The following is a 16580-nucleotide window of genomic DNA, read 5'->3' on the forward strand; positions in this document are numbered from 1 at the left end:
CCGTTTACAGGGACAATGCACAGGATAGCCGAGTGAGGAAAATGCAGATGACAGATTACCAACGGGTGGCCCTAGTCACCGGCAGCGCGCGCCGCATCGGCGCGGCCATCGCCCGCCACCTGCACGCCCACGGCTACCGCGTCGCCCTGCATGCGCATTCATCCACCGAAGAGATGCAGTCGCTGGCCTTCGACCTGGAAAGCGAACGACCCGGCAGCGTGCTGGCGGTGGAGGCCGACCTGCGTGACCCGGCCGCGCTGCCGGACATGCTCGAACAGGTGGTCAGCCATTTCGGCCAGCTCGATGCGCTGGTCAACAACGCCTCCAACTTCTTCCCCACCCCGTTCGGCCAGGTGCAGCCGTCGCAATGGGACGAGCTGCTGGCGGTCAACGCGCGCGCGCCGTTCTTCCTGGCCCAGGTGGCCGCCCCGCACCTGATCCGGCAGCGTGGCGCCATCGTCAACCTGACCGACCTGCATGCCACCCAGCCATTGCGCGACTACCCCGCCTACAGCATCGCCAAGGCGGCGCTGGAGATGGTCACCCGCTCGCTGGCGCTGGAACTGGCACCGCACGTACGGGTCAACGCCGTGGCCCCGGGTGCCATCCTGTGGCCGGAGGAAGGCAAGAGCGAGCTGGCCAAGCAGAAGCTGATGGAGCGCACGCCGCTGGGCCGCATCGGCACCCCGCACGAGATCGCCTCGGCGGTGCGCTGGCTGCTGGACGATGCCGGCTACATCACCGGCCAGACGTTGCGCCTGGATGGCGGGCGGACGTTGACGTAAGCCAGCGATCAAGGCCGCGGCAAACCCGCCGCCCTCCCTTGGCAACAGCCGGGGAGGTAGCGCAAAGCCGCACGGAAGCGTTTGCGCTTCCCCGTGGGACCTCACTCCCCTTCCAGCGCCACCACATCGAAATCCTGCCCGAACTGCGGATGCTCGGCCCACATCTGCGCCAAACTCAGCCCGCGCACCGGGTCGATGAATTCCGGCGCGATGTCGGCCAGCGGCTTGAGCACGAAGGCGTGCTTGAGCTCCGGGCGCGGGATGCGCAGGTGCTTGGGGCCCTCGACCACCAGGTCGCCGTAATACACCACGTCGATGTCCAGGGTACGGTCGCTGAAACGCGGGCCGGAACGGTCACGCCCGTGCGCGTCCTCCACCGCGTGCAGCCATTCGTCCAGGGCCAGCAGCGGCATGTCGGTTTCCAGCAGCACCGCGTTGTTGAGGAAGTCCGGGCCGTCGAAGCCCACCGCGGGGGTGCGGTAGGCCGGCGATACGCGCAGGGTGCCGAAACGTTCGCGCAGCACGTCCACGGCGGCCTTGAGGTAATGGCGTGGATTGAGGTTGCTGCCCAGGCTGAGGAGCACGGTGGTCATCGGTGGCTTTGCCTGCGGGCCTGCCCGCACCGGTCAGGGCGGACCACGGCCCTGCATCAGGAGTGGGGGCGACAATGATAAGGCCAGCAGACGTCGGCCAGATGCGCGCCGGAGTGCTTTCAGTCGCTGCCCAGCGCATCGGCCACGGCACGGAACACCCGCTGCATCTCCAGCGGCTTGGGCAGCACGTGCACGCTGATGCCCGACGGGGCCTGGCCGTCGGCAAATGCCGGGGCATTGGCGTCCTCCAGCACGATGGCCGGCCCGCGGTAGCCCATCGCCTGCATCTCGGCCAGCAGCTGCCCGGCCGACAGCAGCGGGATGCCGCTGTCGACCAGCACCACGTCGGGCAGGCCGGCTTCCTGCAGGTGCCGCATCGCGACCGCGCCATCGCTGGCCAGGCGCATGCGGTAGCCCTGGCTGGACAACGCATTGCCCAGCAGCGAGAGCCGGGTGGCCTCGTCATCGACCACCAGCAGGCGTTCGCCGCGGCCGGCGCGGATCGCCGGCACCTCGCCCTCGCCTTCGGCCAGCAGAGCATCGTGCATCGGCAGCAGCAGTTCGAACGAGGTCCCCTCGCCCTTGCAGCTGTGCACGCGGATATGCCCGCCAACGCTCTCGATGATGCGCCGGCATGACACCAGCCCCAGCCCGGTACCGTTGGCCTTGGTGGTGAAGAACGGGCTGAACAGACGCGCCTGGGTCGCCTCGTCCATGCCGATGCCTTCATCGCTGACGCGGATGCGCACGCACTCCTCCTGGCCCTGGCCACCGCGTTCGGCGACCAGGCTCAGGCGCCCGCCGTCGGGCATCGCCTGGATGGCGTTCAACGCCAGGTTGAGCAGCACCTGCTGCAGCTCGGTGTAATTGGCCTCGATGGCCATGCGGTCATCGGAGACCTCCAGGTGCAGGTCCACGTTGCGCGGCAGGCTGCTCTTGAGCAGCATGCCGACCGCCTGGAACAACCGCTGCAGCACGATGCGCTCGCTGGGCTGGCGCGAACCGCGCACGAAGGACAGCATCGACTCGACCATCTCGTGGCCACGCCGGCCGCACTCGGCGATCACGTCGGCCAGGCGCACGATCTTGGGATCGTCGCTGCGCTCGCGGATCAGGTCCGGCACGATCAGCAGCGGCTGCAGGATGTTGCGCAGGTCGTGGCTGAGACCGGCGGCCAGCAGCGCCAGGCTCTCCAGGCGCTGCGAACGCATCAGCTCGTCCTCCACCCGGGCGCGCTCGATCTCGCTGCGCGCCTCGCGGATGGCCCGCGCCACGGCCGGCGGCAGGCGTGCCGGCAGGTGCTTGATGATGTAGTCGTTGGCGCCCTTGCGCAGCGCCTCCACCGCGGTCTCCTCGCCCATGGTGCCGGAGACGAAGATGAAGGGAACCTTCGGGTGCAGCTCGCGCAGTATCTGCAGCGCCTGGTAGCCGGAGAATCCGGGCATGCTCAGGTCCGAGAGCACGATGTCGGGCATGTACTCGGTCAGGGCGCGGCGCAGCCCGACCTCGTTGTCGACCCGCTCGAATTCGGCCTGCAGGCCGGCGTCGAGCAACTGGTCACTGACCAGCTCGGCATCTTCGGGCGAATCCTCCACCAGCAGGATCCGCAACCGCCCCAGTGGTGCTCCCTTGTTAGGCATGCACGCTCACTCGCCTTCCGGTGCCTGGTTGATGACCGCCCAGAACGTGCCGATCGTCTTGACCGCGTTGAAGAACTGGTCAATGTCCACCGGCTTGACCACGTACGCATTCACGCCCAGGTCCCAGCTGCGTGCCAGGTCGCTTTCCTCGCGCGAGGAGGACAGGATCACCACCGGCAGGCGCTTGAGCTCCTCCTCGGCACGGATGCGCTGCAGGACCTCCAGCCCGTCCATGCGCGGCATCTTGATGTCCAGCAGCAGGACCGCCGGCAGCCCTTCCTCGCGGTCGGCGTAGGCCCCGCGGCGCAGCAGGAAGTCCAGCGCTTCCACGCCGTCCTCGCAGTGCACGATCGGGTTGGCCAGGCGCGCCTCGCGCAGGGCGTCGATCGCCATTTCGGCGTCAGCCGCGCTGTCTTCGGCGATCAGGATGGTGCGCAACGTGGTCATGCCGGGAGATCCTTGTGGTGTGCGTCGTTGAACGGGGGAATGATGAAGCTGAAGGTGGCCCCCTTGTCCACCTGTGCCTCGGCCCAGATGCGCCCGCCATGGCGGGTCAGCACCCGTCGCACGCTGGCCAGGCCGATGCCGGTGCCGGCGTACTCGGAGGCCTTGTGCAGGCGCTGGAACACCCCGAACAGCTTGGAGGCGTACTGCATGTCGAAACCGGCACCGTTGTCGGTGACGCTGAACTGCTGGCTGCCGTCGGGCAACTGCCGCGCCGACACCTCGATCACCGCCTTCTCGCGCCCGGCGCTGTACTTGATCGCGTTGCCCAGCAGGTTCAGCCACACCTGCCGCATCATGTTCTCGTCGGCCACCAGCACCGGCAGCGTGCCGATGTGCCACTCCACCTCGCGCGGCGTGCCGTCGGCACCGGCCTCAGCGCGCAGGTTGGAATCCAGCAGCGCGCGGGTGTCGGCCACCAGCGACTGCATGTCCACCGGCTGCAGGCGCATGGCGCCACGCCCCAGCCGCGAATAGACCAGCAGGTCGTCGATCAACGCCGCCATCCGCTGCGCCGAGCTGCCGATCACGTCCAGGTAATGCTGCGCCTTCTCATCGGCGCCCTCGCCCAGGTGCCGGCGCAGCTTGTCCGAGAACCCGGCCACGTGGCGCAGCGGCGCGCGCAGGTCGTGCGAGACCGAGTAGCTGAAGGCCTCCAGCTCGCGGTTGACGTCGGCCATCTGCTCGACCTTGCCTTCCAGCTGCCGGTTCAGCTCTTCCACCCGCACCTGCACCGCGCGCTGCAGGGTGATGTCGCTGATGGTCATCAGCACCACGTCGTCGTTGGCATCGGGCAGCGACATGCGCCGCGCATTGATCAGCATGGTGCGGGCCAGGCCGTCCACGCCCTGCTGCTGGTGCTCGTAGTCCCACAGCTCGCGCCCGCGCAGCAGCACGTCGGCCAGGCGCTGGCGCACGAGGGGATCCTCCCAGGCACCATCGCCGATCTCCTGCAGCGGACGCTGGTTCACGTCCTGGCCATCGACCCCGTACAACTCGGCGAAGGCGTTGTTGTGCAGCACGATGCGCAGCTTCTCGTCGAGCAGCACGATGGGCTCGCGCACGGTCTGCAGCACCGAGTTGGCGCGGGCGGTGGACTTGCTCAGGCGCAACTCGGCATCGGCACGGCTGCCGATCTGCCGGTTCAGCAGCCACAGCACCAGTGCCAGCAACAGCAACTGCACCACCAGCGCGCTCCAGCTCACCAGCGAGGACATCCGCTGCTGGCGCCGCGCCTGCAGGCCGCGCTCGGCCAGCAGCGCCTCTTCGTGCTGCTGCAGCTCGACCACCATGTCGCGGATCGGGTACTCGAAGGTCATCTGCTCGATCAGCTCGCGCTGGCGCGGCGAATCGGTGCTGACGGCGATCTCCTTGGCCAGCGCCATGCGCCGCTCCAGCATCGACTCCATCTTGCCGATGCGGACCAGTTGCTCGGGGCTGTCGCTGACCAGCCCGGCGAGCTCGCGCAGGTTGTCGGTCACCCGGTCGGCCTGGTCCATGCGCTGCTGCAGCGCCGGCGAGTCGATGCCCTTGGACAGCGTCAACGCCGCCGACTCGACGTCGCGGATGTCGGCCTGCAGGTTGTACAACCGCGCCCCCACCGCGTGGGTGTGCGCCACCCAGTTGGCCGACTCCACGCTCTGGGTGGACAGCCGCTGCAGGGTCAGCGCCGGGACGATGATGATCAACAGCGCAGCCAAGGCCAGCCCCATCAGGCGCCAGCGGCTCCACCCATCGTCGCTCAATCCCAGTGCCATCCCGTTTCCTTCGTCACGCGTGGACGCCCCCTGCGTCACACCAGCCGCCATCGACGGCAGTTTCCGTCAATCGGCAGAAACCGCGGCCGTATCCAGGCGTTTGCCTGACAGGCGCCAAGGATTGCATGAAACCTGCGGGGAGTGAACGCCTCGCGTCCTCCTCCCCGCCGTGCTCCGGTTCAGCCGTCGCTGCGCTTGATCGCGTGACCACCGAACTCGTTGCGCATGGCCGCCAGCATGCGGTCGGTGAACGAGTTGTCCTCGCGCGAACGCAGCCGTTCCAGCAGCGACAGGGTGATCACCGGTGCCGGCACGTCGAGGTCGATGGCCTCGCTGACCGTCCAGCGCCCTTCGCCGGAATCCTCCACGTAGGGCGCGATGCCATCCAGCGCCGGGTTCTGGCGCAGCGCATCGGCGCTGAGGTCCAGCAGCCAGGACCGCACCACGCTGCCATGCCGCCAGACCTCGGCGATCTGCGCCAGGTCCAGCGCGAACTCGGCCTTCTTCTCCAGCAGCGCGAAGCCTTCGGCGTAGGCCTGCATCATTCCGTACTCGATGCCGTTGTGGACCATCTTGCTGAAGTGGCCCGCCCCGACCGGCCCGACATGGGCCCAGCCACGGTCCGCGGCCGGCGCCAGCGCCTGGAACAGCGGCGACAACCCCGACACCACCGCCTGCTCGCCACCGATCATCAGGCAGTAGCCCTCCTGCAGCCCCCACACCCCGCCGCTGGTGCCGCAGTCGACGAAGTCCACCTGGTGCGCTGCGCAACGCCCGGCCCGCTGCTGCGATTCCCGGTACCAGGAGTTGCCGCCGTCGACCACCACGTCGCCCGGCGACAGCAACGGCAACAACGCCTCCAGCGTCGCGTCCACTACCTTGGACGGCACCATCAGCCACAGCACCCGCGGTGCCGGCAGGGCCTGCACCAGCGCCTGCAGCGAGGCGACCACCGCCACGCCCTTGGCGCCCACCTGCGCCCTGGCCTGCTCGCCCGGATCGAAGCCGGTGACGCGGATGCCGCCGCCCTGCAGTCGCTGCGCCATGTTGGCGCCCATCCGGCCCAGTCCGATCATGCCCAGTTCCATTTCTCACCTCGGGTTGTGTTGAAGGAAATTCCGTCCGCACACGCCCGCAGGCGCGCTTCGATCCAGCGCCGGTACAGGGTGGTGTGCAGGTTGTGCAGCGTCAGCTCGATGCTGAAGGGGGTGCGCGGGTTGCGGTCGAGCAGGCGGGCGATGTGGTAGCCCAGCGGGCGCACGCCCCTGGGATGCACGTACAGCATCAAGCCGCCATACACCGGGTCGCCCATCAGCGCGTCGATGCGCGCCAGCAGCACCTGCTGCTCCGCCGGCAGCGCGGCCCGCAGCGTCGCATCGCGCTCGTGCAGAAGGCGTTCGAAGCGGCGCCGGCCATGCCCCGGCATCTGCCGCGCCAGCTCCCATATCCGCGCGTTGAGCGCGTCGTAGTGCGCGAAGCCGCCATGCCGGGCCAACGCCTGGGCGGCGGCCTCGCTGACGTCGGTGATCACGAAGTTCTCGGCCTGGTTGTTGATGTCATCCAGGTAGCGCTTGTCGTAGACGTGGCTGATGTAGCCCGGCAGGCCCATGAACGCCTGCCGCCCCATCGCCGCGGTGCGGACCGCTTTGCCATCGGCGAAAAACTCGCCGGCGTTGCTGCCCAGCAGGATGCTCTGCGTATCGTGCAGGGTCAGGAAGGTGCCGATGGACAACTCCCCGGCACTGAACTCCGCATCGAACGCCGCATCGCCATACAGCTCGCGCTGGGCGGCGAGCTGGGCGACCTGCCGGCCCACCCCGCACTCGGAGCGCACCCGACCGCTGTAGAAGGCCTCCAGCGCCCGGCTGTTGCTGCCGCTCGGCGCATAGCCACGGCCAAAGCTGCGGAAGCGCTGCCAGCCCTGCGCACCCGCGCCGCGCGCGCCGAAGCCGATCCAGCCCAGCTGCAACGCCGAGAACCGGTAACCGGGGTTGTCCTGCAGGCGACGGGCCGCCGCGCGCGTGGCATCGCCCAGCCGGAACGCATAGGCGCACACGCTGGCCTGCTGTTGCAGCAGGGCTTCGGCCATCTGCTCGCGCTGCGTGGCATCGAAACCCTCGGGCACCTGCACGCGCAGATCACCCCTGGCCTGCGCCTGCTGCAGCGAGGCGCGCTGGCAGGGCTGCCCGGCATTGACCGTGACCCCCTGCTGCGCGCCCGATTCAATCTGCCACCCCAGCTCGCGCAGCAGCCGCATCGCGCAGCCGTCGGCGGCCTGCGCCGTGGATGCCAACACCCACATCAACGCAGCGCCGACGCGAACCATCGCGTGCCGGCGCCACGTCACCGGGCCGGCGCCCCGTCGGTCGGTGGCGGCACCAGCGCGGTGGCGAACTGCTGCACGCGCGCGAAGAAGTTCCGGTAGAACTGCGCATCCTGCACCGTGCTGCTGGCCACCCGCACCAGCGAGTCATCGTTGCTGCCGAACGGCAGCGACACCGACCCCAGCGCCCCCACGCCCACGCTGGCCGAGGTGGGCGACTTCTTCAGTGCATAGCGGTCCTGCACCGCGCTGGCGAACACCTGTGCATGGCCGTCGCCACGCGCCGCGCAGGACACCCGCAGCACCAGCTGCTCATGCACGTCCTCCTTGGGCTGGAAGTTCTTGTTGGCCTCCACGCTGCCGGCATCGGCACGGGTAATCGCATAGCCCTGCCCCAGCAGCGCGCGGCGCGCCGCCTCGCAGGCCTGCGCCGGCGATACCTCGAAGTCGCGCGAATAGGTGTCGCCGGAATCGAACGACTCGCGCAGCAGCGTGCTGTTGACGGCCTTGCCACCGCAGCCAGCCAGCGCCAGCAGCATCAGCCCGGCCAGCGCACGAAGCCCGTAGGTGCGCATGGACGCCTCCACCCATCATCGAATGGCCCACAGCATAACGCCGCCAACGTCCAGGGACGTTGACGGCGTTTTCAACACGCTGTTGCGTTGTTGCTCAGTCAGCCCAGCGGCCGGGACCGGTGGACTGCGGCAGCACCTGCGCCGAAAGCGGGCGGTCCTTTTCCAGCAGGTTGAGCGCATCGGCCAGGATCGAGGCCGACTCCTTCAACAGCGGGTCCGGACGCTTCTCGGCGGCCTTCTCGCGTGCGGCATCCTTGACGATGTCGCGCTCGTTGCCGGTCAGGCCGTCGTCGCTGCTGTCCTCGGCCAGCGGGTCCAGCGGCAGACCCAGCTCCCTGCGGGTGGCTTGGCGCTGCTTGCGCTGCGTTTCCTGGCGGTCACGCTCGGCGCGGCGGTCGGCCTCGTTGAGCGAGACGTACTTCTTGGCCGCCTCGGTGCGGAACTGGTTGACGTCCTCTTCCCACCACTGGAACTCGCGGTCGTTCTGGATGCGCTGGCCATGGCGGGTTTCCAGGCGCGGCAGGATCGGCGCGAAATTGCCGTACTGGGTGTGCGGCACCGCGGCGATGCGCGTCCACGGCAGCGCGTTGTCGTAGGTGCTCTCGCCGAACTCGCTGGCATCCACGCTGGCCGGGAAGGCCAGGTCCGGTACCACGCCCTTGTGCTGGGTGCTGGAGCCGCTGACGCGGAAGAACTGGGCGATGGTCAGCTTCACCTGGCCGAAGCGCTCCTTCTCGCTGGCCGGCCAGCGGTCCAGCGGCACCACGTTCTGCACGGTGCCCTTGCCGAAGGTGGTTTCACCGATGACCAGGCCACGGCCGTAGTCCTGGATGGCACCGGCGAAGATCTCCGATGCCGACGCCGAGCCACGGTTGATCAGCACCGCCAGCGGGCCGTCCCAGGCCACGGCCGGGTTGCGGTCGCTGTTGACGGTGACGCGGCCACCGGATTCGCGCACCTGCACCACCGGGCCCTGCTCGATGAACAGGCCGGTCAGTTCGATCGCCTCGTCCAGCGAGCCGCCGCCGTTGTTGCGCAGGTCCAGCACCACGCCGTCGACCTTGTCGGCCTTGAAGCCGGCCAGCAGCTTGGCCACGTCGCGGGTCGCGGAGGCATAGTCGGCCGCGTTGCGGCGACGGCCTTCGAAATCCTGGTAGAAGGTCGGCAGCTTGACGATGCCGATGCGGCGCTGCGCCTCGCCGGCCGCGCCGGGGATGGTCATGGTCTCGCCCTTGGCAGCCTGCTCGGACAGGCGGATCTTCTGCCGGGTGATGGTCACCATGCGGTGCTTGCCGTCCACGCCTTCGGCCGCCGGGATGTACTCCAGCCGCACCTGGGTGTCCTTGGCACCGCGGATCTTGGACACCACGTCATCGATGCGCCAGCCGATCACGTCCTCGATCGGGCCGGAACGGCCCTGGCCCACGCCGACGATGCGGTCACCGGCCTTGAGCGTGCCGTCCAGGTCCAGCGGACCACCGGGCACCACCTCGCGGATCACCACCACGTCGTCCTGGCGCTGCAGCTGGGCACCGATGCCCTCCAGCGACAGCGACATGGCCTGGTTGAAGTTCTCGGCCGTGCGCGGGGTGAAGTAGTCGGTGTGCGGGTCGACGGCGCTGGTATAGGCGTTCATGTAGAACGAGAACACGTCGTCGTTCTTGAGCTCGTTGATGCTCTTGCCCAGCGTCTCGTAGCGCTTGTCCAGCGTCTTGCGGATGTCGGCGGCCGACTTGCCGGCCAGCTTCAGCCGCAGCCAGTCGTTCTTGACCGACTTGCGCCACAGCTCGTCGAGCTCGGCGCTGGTCGCCCACGGCACGTCCTTGCGGTCGTAGTCGAAGCGTTCCTGGACGCTGAAGTCCGGCTCCTGGCGCAGCAGGCGGCGGGCATAGGCCACGCGCTCGGTGGCGCGCTGGCGGTACACGCTGAACACCTGGAACGCCGGGTCCAGCTCGCCGGAGCGGATCGCATCGCCGGTGCGCGCGGCCAACGGCGCGAAGCCGTCCACGTCGTCCTTGGTGAAGAACTGCTTGCCGCTGTCCAGCGACTCCAGGTAACGCTTGAACACGTCCTGCGAGGTGGCCGCGTCCAGCGCGCGCGGGCGGTAGGCGTAGCGGCTGTCCGACAGCAGCCCGTAGACCAGCTTGGAGGTGGTGGTCTGGTCGAGCGTCGGGGACGACGGCAGGGCCGGGGAATCGGCGCGCGCCAGCATCGCGGCGGGCGCGGTCAGCGCGAAGGCCAGCAGGAAGGCGGGAACTCGGTAAGTCATCAAAGTACTCGGGGCACCGGACGTTGGGGGGAGGTTGCGGACAGCTCGGACACTTCGACAGTGCCGAAAGTTTCGGCCGTTGTCACGCTGTCCACGGCCAGACTAGCCGCAGCCCCGTAGCAGAATGTGAATCGCCCGGACACGGGCTGGCGGCGACCGCCCTGCCCACGCCTGCGCTGCGGCAGGCGCGGGGTACTCAGGCCGCGCTCAGACGTGGACGCCGGCACCGGCCGCCTGCTGGTCGGCATGGTAGGACGAACGCACCATCGGGCCGGAGGCCACGTGGGTGAAGCCCAGCGCGTAGCCGTAGTCCTCGAACGCCTTGTATTCCTCCGGCGTCCAGTAACGCAGCACCGGGTGGTGGTGCGCGGTCGGCTGCAGGTACTGGCCGATGGTGACCATCTCCACGTCATGCGCGCGCAGGTCGCGCAGGGTGGCCTGCACCTGTTCGAAGGTCTCGCCCAGGCCGAGCATGATGCCGGACTTGGTCGGCACGTCCGGGTGCTGCGCCTTGAAGTTCTTCAGCAGGGTCAGCGACCACTGGTAGTCCGCGCCCGGGCGCACGTTGCGGTACAGGTCCGGCACGGTCTCGATGTTGTGGTTGAACACGTCCGGCGGGTTGGTCGCCAGGATCTCCAGCGCGCGCTCCATGCGGCCCTTGCCACGGAAGTCCGGGGTGAGCACCTCGATGCGGGTGCCCGGCGACTTGGCGCGGATGGCGGCGATGCAGTCGACGAAGTGCTGGGCACCGCCGTCGCGCAGGTCGTCGCGGTCGACGCTGGTCACCACCACGTACTTCAGGCCCATGTCGGCCACGGTCTGGCCGAGGCTGGCCGGTTCGTTGGCATCGGGCGGCTTGGGCCGGCCGTGGGCCACGTCGCAGAACGAGCAGCGGCGGGTGCAGACCTCGCCCAGGATCATGAAGGTGGCGGTGCCGTGGCCGAAGCATTCGTGGATGTTCGGGCAGCTGGCTTCCTCGCACACGGTGACCAGGCGGTTCTCGCGCAGTTTGGCCTTCAGGTTGGCCACCGCATTGCCCGAGGGGATGCGCACGCGGATCCACGACGGCTTGCGCAGCACCGGGGCGTCGGCGAACTGCACCGGCGAGCGACCGATCTTGTCACCGCCGATCTGCTTGACACCGGCCTGCAACGGCGCGGACGAGGTATCGGCCTGCACGACCTGCAGGGGAATGGAGCGCGTGGTGGATTCAGTCATGGCGTTACCGGCGGCGTCAGGGCCGCGTAGTCAGGTCGGGCAATTCGGGCGTCGGCTGCAGCGCCAGCCCGAACTGCTGGGCCAAATGGGACAGCAGCACCGACTTGACCGCCTCGATGCCCGAGGGACCGCCCAAGTCTAGCACCGAGGTCACCTGCATCCCGGCGTAACCGCAGGGGTTGATGCGGTGGAACGGTTCCAGGTCCAGCGAAACGTTGAAGGCCAGCCCGTGGAAGCTGCAGCCGCGCCGCACGCGGATGCCGAGCGCGGCGATCTTGGCCCCGCCGACGTAGACGCCCGGGGCGCCCTCCAGCCGCTCGGCGCCGATGTTCCACTCGTCCAGCGTGTCGATGATGGCCTGCTCGATGCGGCACACGTAGTCACGCACGCCGATGCCGAGCCGGCGCAGGTCCAGCAGCGGGTAGACCACGATCTGGCCGGGGCCGTGGTAGGTCACCTGGCCACCGCGGTCCACGTGCAGCACCGGGATGTCGCCCGGGGCGAGCACGTGCTCGTCCTTGCCGGCCTGCCCCAGGGTGAACACCGGGTCGTGCTCGACCACCCAGACCTCGTCGGTGGTGCCATCGTCGCGGCCGTCGGTGAACTGCTGCATCGCATGCCAGACCGGCGCGTAGCCCTGCCGGCCAAGGTCACGCAGGACGGCGGGCCGTTGGCGCGCGGGCGCCGCCGGTACCGCGCAGGCGGTCACAGCGTCCACTTCACTTCCGGATGGTCACGCAGCGCGGCATGCGCCGCGTCGTACTGCTCGCGGCTGTCGGCCCGGAAGGCGATGCGCACGGAGACGTACTTGCCGTTGGACGAATGCTTCCAGGCGATGCGCTCGTTGAGCACTTCCACCCCGGCGCTCTGCAGCAACCTGGGCAGTTCCTGCTCCAGCCCGATGTTGGCCGCGCCCATGGCGCTCAACTCGAAGGTACCGGGGAACTGGAAGCCGTGTTCAGGATTGTCGGACTTGATTTCCATGGCGGACATTATCGGGGCGTGGCGTCCCAAACCCAAGGCCATGGCCGGTTTACAGCCTTCCAAAACGGGAAGGGCCGCTTTCGCGGCCCTTCCGGCAGGCATCGGCAGCTTACCTGGACAGTTCCAGCAGGGTCGAGGAGACCCAGCCACGGTTGCCCAGTTCATCTTCCACTTCCCACATCACGCCTTCCTTGGTGCCGGTCGGGTACAGCATCATGCCCGGATCCAGGGTGCGCACCGGGGCACCGGTGCCGCGGGCGTTGGCCAGCAGGCGACCGGCACGGGTCACGGTCACGGCCTGCTGCGCGTTGGAAGCGGCGGCATTCTCCGGCAGGCCACCCAGCTGGGCGACGATGTCGGTGTAGGCCTGCAGGTAGGCCATGGTGATCACCTGGCCGATTTCGGTGTTGGCGTAACCGCCCACGCCCGCCGCGCCCAGGCCGCTGCCGCCGAACAGGCCGCCGCCGGCACCAAAGCCCATGTCGCTCTTGCGCGCGGAGCCTTCGGCCATGGCCACCTGCTCGGAGGAACGCACGTCGGTCACGGTCAGGACCACATCGGCGGTCTTGCTGGTGAAGTTCAGGCCACCGACGATCGCGCCGGCGCGGCCGCCGATCAGGCCGCCCAGCAGGCCGCCAATGGCATTGCCACCGGCGTTGCTGTTCTGCGAGATCAGGTCCGGGATCATCACGTAGTCGGCGGCCTTGATCTGGCCCTTGCCGACGTTGGAACGGCCACGCAGCTCGCCGCTGGCGGCCAGCTCACGCTCGAACTGGCCGGCGGCCATGCCGGCGCCACGGTCGACCAGGGTGAAGCAGCGCGAACGGTTGACGAACACCTTGATCAGGCGGCTCGGCGCCGGCAGCTGCTGGCCGGTCCACCAGTTGGTGGCATCTTCCGGCTCGATCACCGACATCGAACCGATCGGGCGCTGGCAGGTCGGAATCTGGGCGACCGCAGCCTTGCGCTGTTCCTGCGCCTGGGTGCCCCGGTTCTTGAATGATGCTTCGGCGGGCTGGCTGGTGACAGCCGCGGCAATACCTACGGTGAGCGCCGCTGCAACGAGCGGCGAAAAGACGTTACGCATATCAGTTACTTCCCCGTTACCTGCACCTATCGAGGTGCGTTCCTTTGGCGTTTGCGACCTAGCGGCAAAATCCTGTTCCACCCCACTTTCGGGCAGGCGAGCGCGGGCCGGTCGCGCCGATGCTACCGCACGAAGATCAAGGGATTCCATCAAAGCTTTGTGGGAAAACCCCGCGACTTGCGCCTCCCAGGGTGTGATCGTCCGCAAATTTCGATGGACGTCACGTTGCAAACCCCCATTCATCTTGTTGGAAACCACCGGCAATCCCTCCGCGTCCTCCACGGGCATGTCCGGCCATTCCCCCCTGCTCCCGAAACAATTCGTCCGTTCAGGGCCCGATGTTCAAACCGGCCCGCGCCGCTAAGCTGGTCCAATCTTACGAACGACATCATGGAGAACGCCGCATGAGGGACGGCAAGGGCTTTCCTCTCGCCGCGCTGCTGGCCGGCACCCTGCTCGCCAGCACCGCCCAGGCCGCTGAACAATGCGCGCAGAGCGCCTTGGCCGAGCACCCGCCGGCGATCAACTTCCGCGTCGACAACGACCTGTTCGGCGGCGCCCAGCAGGACCAGGGCTACACCAATGGCGCGATGTTCACCCTGGTCTCGCCGAACCTGAAGGACTACACCGACGACCCTTGCCTGCCGCGCCTGGCACGCTGGACCAACCGGCACCTGGAACGCCTGCATCCGGGCGGGTTCGAACAGCAGAACATGATCTTCAGCTTCGGCCAGGGCCTGTTCACGCCGACCGACAACACCCGCTCGGACCTGATCCGCGACGACCGTCCGTATGCCGCCGCGCTGCTGGTGAACTTCGGCTACAACGCGCGCAGCGGCGCGCACCTGCGCACCACCCAGCTGGCGGTCGGCATGGTCGGCCCGGCCGCCATGGGCAAGCAGGTGCAGCAGGCCGTGCACAGCGTGCTGGGCGACGAGAAGTTCAAGGGCTGGGACAACCAGCTGCACAACGAGCCGGTGTTCAAGCTGGTGCATGAGCGGATGCGCCGGTGGCCGGCCGAGCCCAGCACCGCTGGCTGGGGCTGGGACGCGATCAGCCATTGGGGCGGCGCGCTGGGCAACCTCGCCACCTACGCCAACGCCGGTGGCGAAGTCCGCTTCGGCTGGAAGCTGCCCGATGATTTCGGCAGCTCGCCGATGCGCCCGGCCGGCGAGAACACCGCGCCAACGCGCCATGGCCGCGCGACAGGCTGGTCGAGCCACCTGTTCCTCACCAGCGATGCCCGCTGGGTTGTGCGCGACATCACCCTGGACGGCAACACCTTCCGCACCAGCCACCGCGTGGACAAGCGCCCGTTCGTCGGCGACATCGGCTATGGCGTGGCGGTGATGCGCGGTCGCTGGAAGTTCGCGCTGGCCCGCTACCACCGCACCCGCGAGTTCGAAGGCCAGAAGGAAACCCCGGTGTTCGGCAGCTTCACGGTCAGCCGCACGCTCTGACCCGCCTGCGGCCTCGCTGCGCAGCCGCGCGCCAGGCAGGTGCGTGCAGCGAGGCACAAACAAAAGCGGCGCTGCCGCGTCCGACGAATCGTCGAGCGCGGCAGCGCCGCCTGGCCGTTCCGGCCGGTAGCCGCCCTTACTCGGACTTCCACCACATCATGAAGGCGTCCCACAGGCGCTTGAAGAAGCCACCCTCTTCCACCGCCTGCACCGCCACCAGCGGCGCCTCGGCAATCACCTTGCCATCCAGCGACACCTTGACGGTGCCGATCTGCTGGCCAGCGGTGATCGGGGCAACCAGCTGCTTGGGCACGTCCATGCTCGGCTTGAGGTCGTTGTAACGGCCGCGCGGCACGCTCACCAGCATCGGCTGGGCAACGCCCAGCTGCACCTCATCGGCCTTGCCCTTCCAGACGTGCTGGCTGGTCACGGCCTTGCCCGGCTCGTACAGGCGATGGGTTTCGAAGAAGCGGAAGCCCCAGTTCAGCAGTGCCAGACTGTCATCGGCACGCTGCTTCTCCGAGGCGCCGCCCATCAGCACCGCGATCAGGCGCTGGTCGCCGCGCTGGGCCGAGCTCATCAGGCAGTAGCCGGCCGCCGAGGTGTGGCCGGTCTTGATGCCGTCCACGCTCGCGTCACGCCACAACAGCAGGTTGCGGTTGGGCTGGGTGATGTTGCCGACGGTGAATTCCTTGATCTTGTTGTACGCGTAGGTCTCCGGGTAATCGCGCACGAAGGCGCGGCCCAACAGCGCCAGGTCGTAGGCGCTGGACTGGTGGCCTTCGGCGTTGAGGCCGTGCGCGTTGACGAAGTGCGAGTCCTTCATGCCGATCTTGGCGGCGTAGCTGTTCATCAGCGCGGCGAAGGCCTCCTGGCTGCCGGCGGCATGTTCGGCCAGGGCGATCGCGGCATCGTTGCCGGACTGGATCGCCATGCCCTTTTCCATGTCCTCCAGGCGCGCGGTCTGGTTGACCGGGAAACCGCTGTAGCTGCCGTCGGTGCCCGCGCCGCCTTCACGCCAGGCGCGCTCGCTCATCATCACTTGGTCGTCCGGCTTGATCTTGCCGTTCCTGGTCTCGGCGGCGAGCACGTAGGACGTCATCACCTTGGTGATGCTGGCCGGCGGCACCGGCATGTGGACGTTCTCGCCGGCCAGCACCTGGCCGGTGGCGTAATCCATCAACACCCAGGCGGTGGCGGTGGTCGGGACCGGTGCCGGCGGCGTCGCCACCTGGGCCGGAGCGGCCGCGGCAGCGGGGGCTGGGGTCGGCGTGGGGGTGGGCGTCTGGGCGGATGCCAGGCCAACGACGAGCGTCGTGGCCAGCGCGGCGGCGGCAAAACGGAATTTCATCGGAAATCGGTTCCTGCGGGACGAGGAAAAAAGA

General features: G+C 68.4%; 15 protein-coding genes. 2 read left to right on the forward strand and 13 right to left on the reverse strand.

The features are described from left to right. Positions 1 to 47: 47 nt before the first annotated feature. On the forward strand, positions 48 to 785 hold the full coding sequence (locus tag ATCM_RS17000; protein ID WP_132865657.1) for a pteridine reductase: 738 nt from the start codon (positions 48 to 50) through the stop codon (positions 783 to 785). 101 nt (positions 786 to 886) lie between these two features. Here ATCM_RS17000 and folK read toward each other — a convergent pair whose 3' ends face one another. From folK to ATCM_RS17060, 12 genes are all read right to left on the reverse strand, one after another. After that, positions 887 to 1378 (reverse strand): 2-amino-4-hydroxy-6-hydroxymethyldihydropteridine diphosphokinase, encoded by a 492-nt coding sequence (gene folK / locus ATCM_RS17005; RefSeq protein ID WP_132865658.1) that lies wholly within the window; start codon positions 1376 to 1378, stop codon positions 887 to 889. A gap of 119 nt (positions 1379 to 1497) precedes the next feature. After that, on the reverse strand, positions 1498 to 3018 hold the full coding sequence (locus tag ATCM_RS17010; RefSeq protein ID WP_132865659.1) for a hybrid sensor histidine kinase/response regulator: 1521 nt from the start codon (positions 3016 to 3018) through the stop codon (positions 1498 to 1500). A gap of 6 nt (positions 3019 to 3024) precedes the next feature. Continuing rightward, positions 3025 to 3465: a response regulator gene (locus tag ATCM_RS17015; protein ID WP_132865660.1), complete on the reverse strand. Its 441-nt coding sequence runs from the start codon at positions 3463 to 3465 to the stop codon at positions 3025 to 3027. Next, the gene (locus ATCM_RS17020; RefSeq protein WP_132865661.1) at positions 3462 to 5279 is read right to left on the reverse strand and encodes an ATP-binding protein; all 1818 of its coding nucleotides are present in this window, start codon (positions 5277 to 5279) and stop codon (positions 3462 to 3464) included. Before ATCM_RS17020 ends, ATCM_RS17015 begins: the two co-directional genes overlap by 4 nt. Positions 5280 to 5458: 179 nt before the next feature. After that, positions 5459 to 6367 carry a phosphogluconate dehydrogenase (NAD(+)-dependent, decarboxylating) gene (gene gnd, locus ATCM_RS17025; protein WP_132865662.1) on the reverse strand — a complete coding sequence of 303 codons (909 nt, stop codon included), beginning with the start codon at positions 6365 to 6367 and terminating at the stop codon, positions 5459 to 5461. After that, entirely contained in the window at positions 6352 to 7581 is a 1230-nt protein-coding gene (locus tag ATCM_RS17030; RefSeq protein WP_132865663.1) for a hypothetical protein, read from the reverse strand. Before ATCM_RS17030 ends, gnd begins: the two co-directional genes overlap by 16 nt. 41 nt (positions 7582 to 7622) lie before the next feature. After that, positions 7623 to 8177, reverse strand: a complete 555-nt coding sequence (locus ATCM_RS17035) for a DUF2242 domain-containing protein (RefSeq protein WP_132865664.1) — start codon at positions 8175 to 8177, stop codon at positions 7623 to 7625. A gap of 94 nt (positions 8178 to 8271) precedes the next feature. Next, positions 8272 to 10446, reverse strand: a complete 2175-nt coding sequence (locus ATCM_RS17040) for a carboxy terminal-processing peptidase (RefSeq protein ID WP_132865665.1) — start codon at positions 10444 to 10446, stop codon at positions 8272 to 8274. Between the two features lie 207 nt (positions 10447 to 10653). Next, positions 10654 to 11664 carry a lipoyl synthase gene (gene lipA / locus ATCM_RS17045; protein ID WP_132865666.1) on the reverse strand — a complete coding sequence of 337 codons (1011 nt, stop codon included), beginning with the start codon at positions 11662 to 11664 and terminating at the stop codon, positions 10654 to 10656. A gap of 16 nt (positions 11665 to 11680) precedes the next feature. After that, positions 11681 to 12382, reverse strand: coding sequence for a lipoyl(octanoyl) transferase LipB (gene lipB, locus ATCM_RS17050; protein WP_132865667.1), 702 nt, complete (start codon positions 12380 to 12382; stop codon positions 11681 to 11683). Continuing rightward, positions 12370 to 12648, reverse strand: coding sequence for a DUF493 family protein (locus tag ATCM_RS17055; RefSeq protein WP_132865668.1), 279 nt, complete (start codon positions 12646 to 12648; stop codon positions 12370 to 12372). The genes lipB and ATCM_RS17055 overlap by 13 nt, the downstream gene beginning before the upstream one ends. Positions 12649 to 12757: 109 nt before the next feature. Then, on the reverse strand, positions 12758 to 13735 hold the full coding sequence (locus ATCM_RS17060) for a CsgG/HfaB family protein (RefSeq protein WP_132865669.1): 978 nt from the start codon (positions 13733 to 13735) through the stop codon (positions 12758 to 12760). A gap of 404 nt (positions 13736 to 14139) precedes the next feature. On the opposite strand from ATCM_RS17060, the gene ATCM_RS17065 reads away from it, so the two are divergent. Beyond that, positions 14140 to 15195 (forward strand): lipid A deacylase LpxR family protein, encoded by a 1056-nt coding sequence (locus ATCM_RS17065; protein WP_132865670.1) that lies wholly within the window; start codon positions 14140 to 14142, stop codon positions 15193 to 15195. Positions 15196 to 15331: 136 nt separating this feature from the next. Here ATCM_RS17065 and ATCM_RS17070 read toward each other — a convergent pair whose 3' ends face one another. Beyond that, complete coding sequence (locus ATCM_RS17070; protein WP_132865671.1) at positions 15332 to 16546, reverse strand: D-alanyl-D-alanine carboxypeptidase family protein; 1215 nt, start codon at positions 16544 to 16546, stop codon at positions 15332 to 15334. Positions 16547 to 16580: the final 34 nt, after the last annotated feature.

Origin of the sequence: Stenotrophomonas sp. ATCM1_4 (genome assembly GCF_004348115.1) — a bacterium.
Taxonomy (GTDB): domain Bacteria; phylum Pseudomonadota; class Gammaproteobacteria; order Xanthomonadales; family Xanthomonadaceae; genus Stenotrophomonas; species Stenotrophomonas capsici.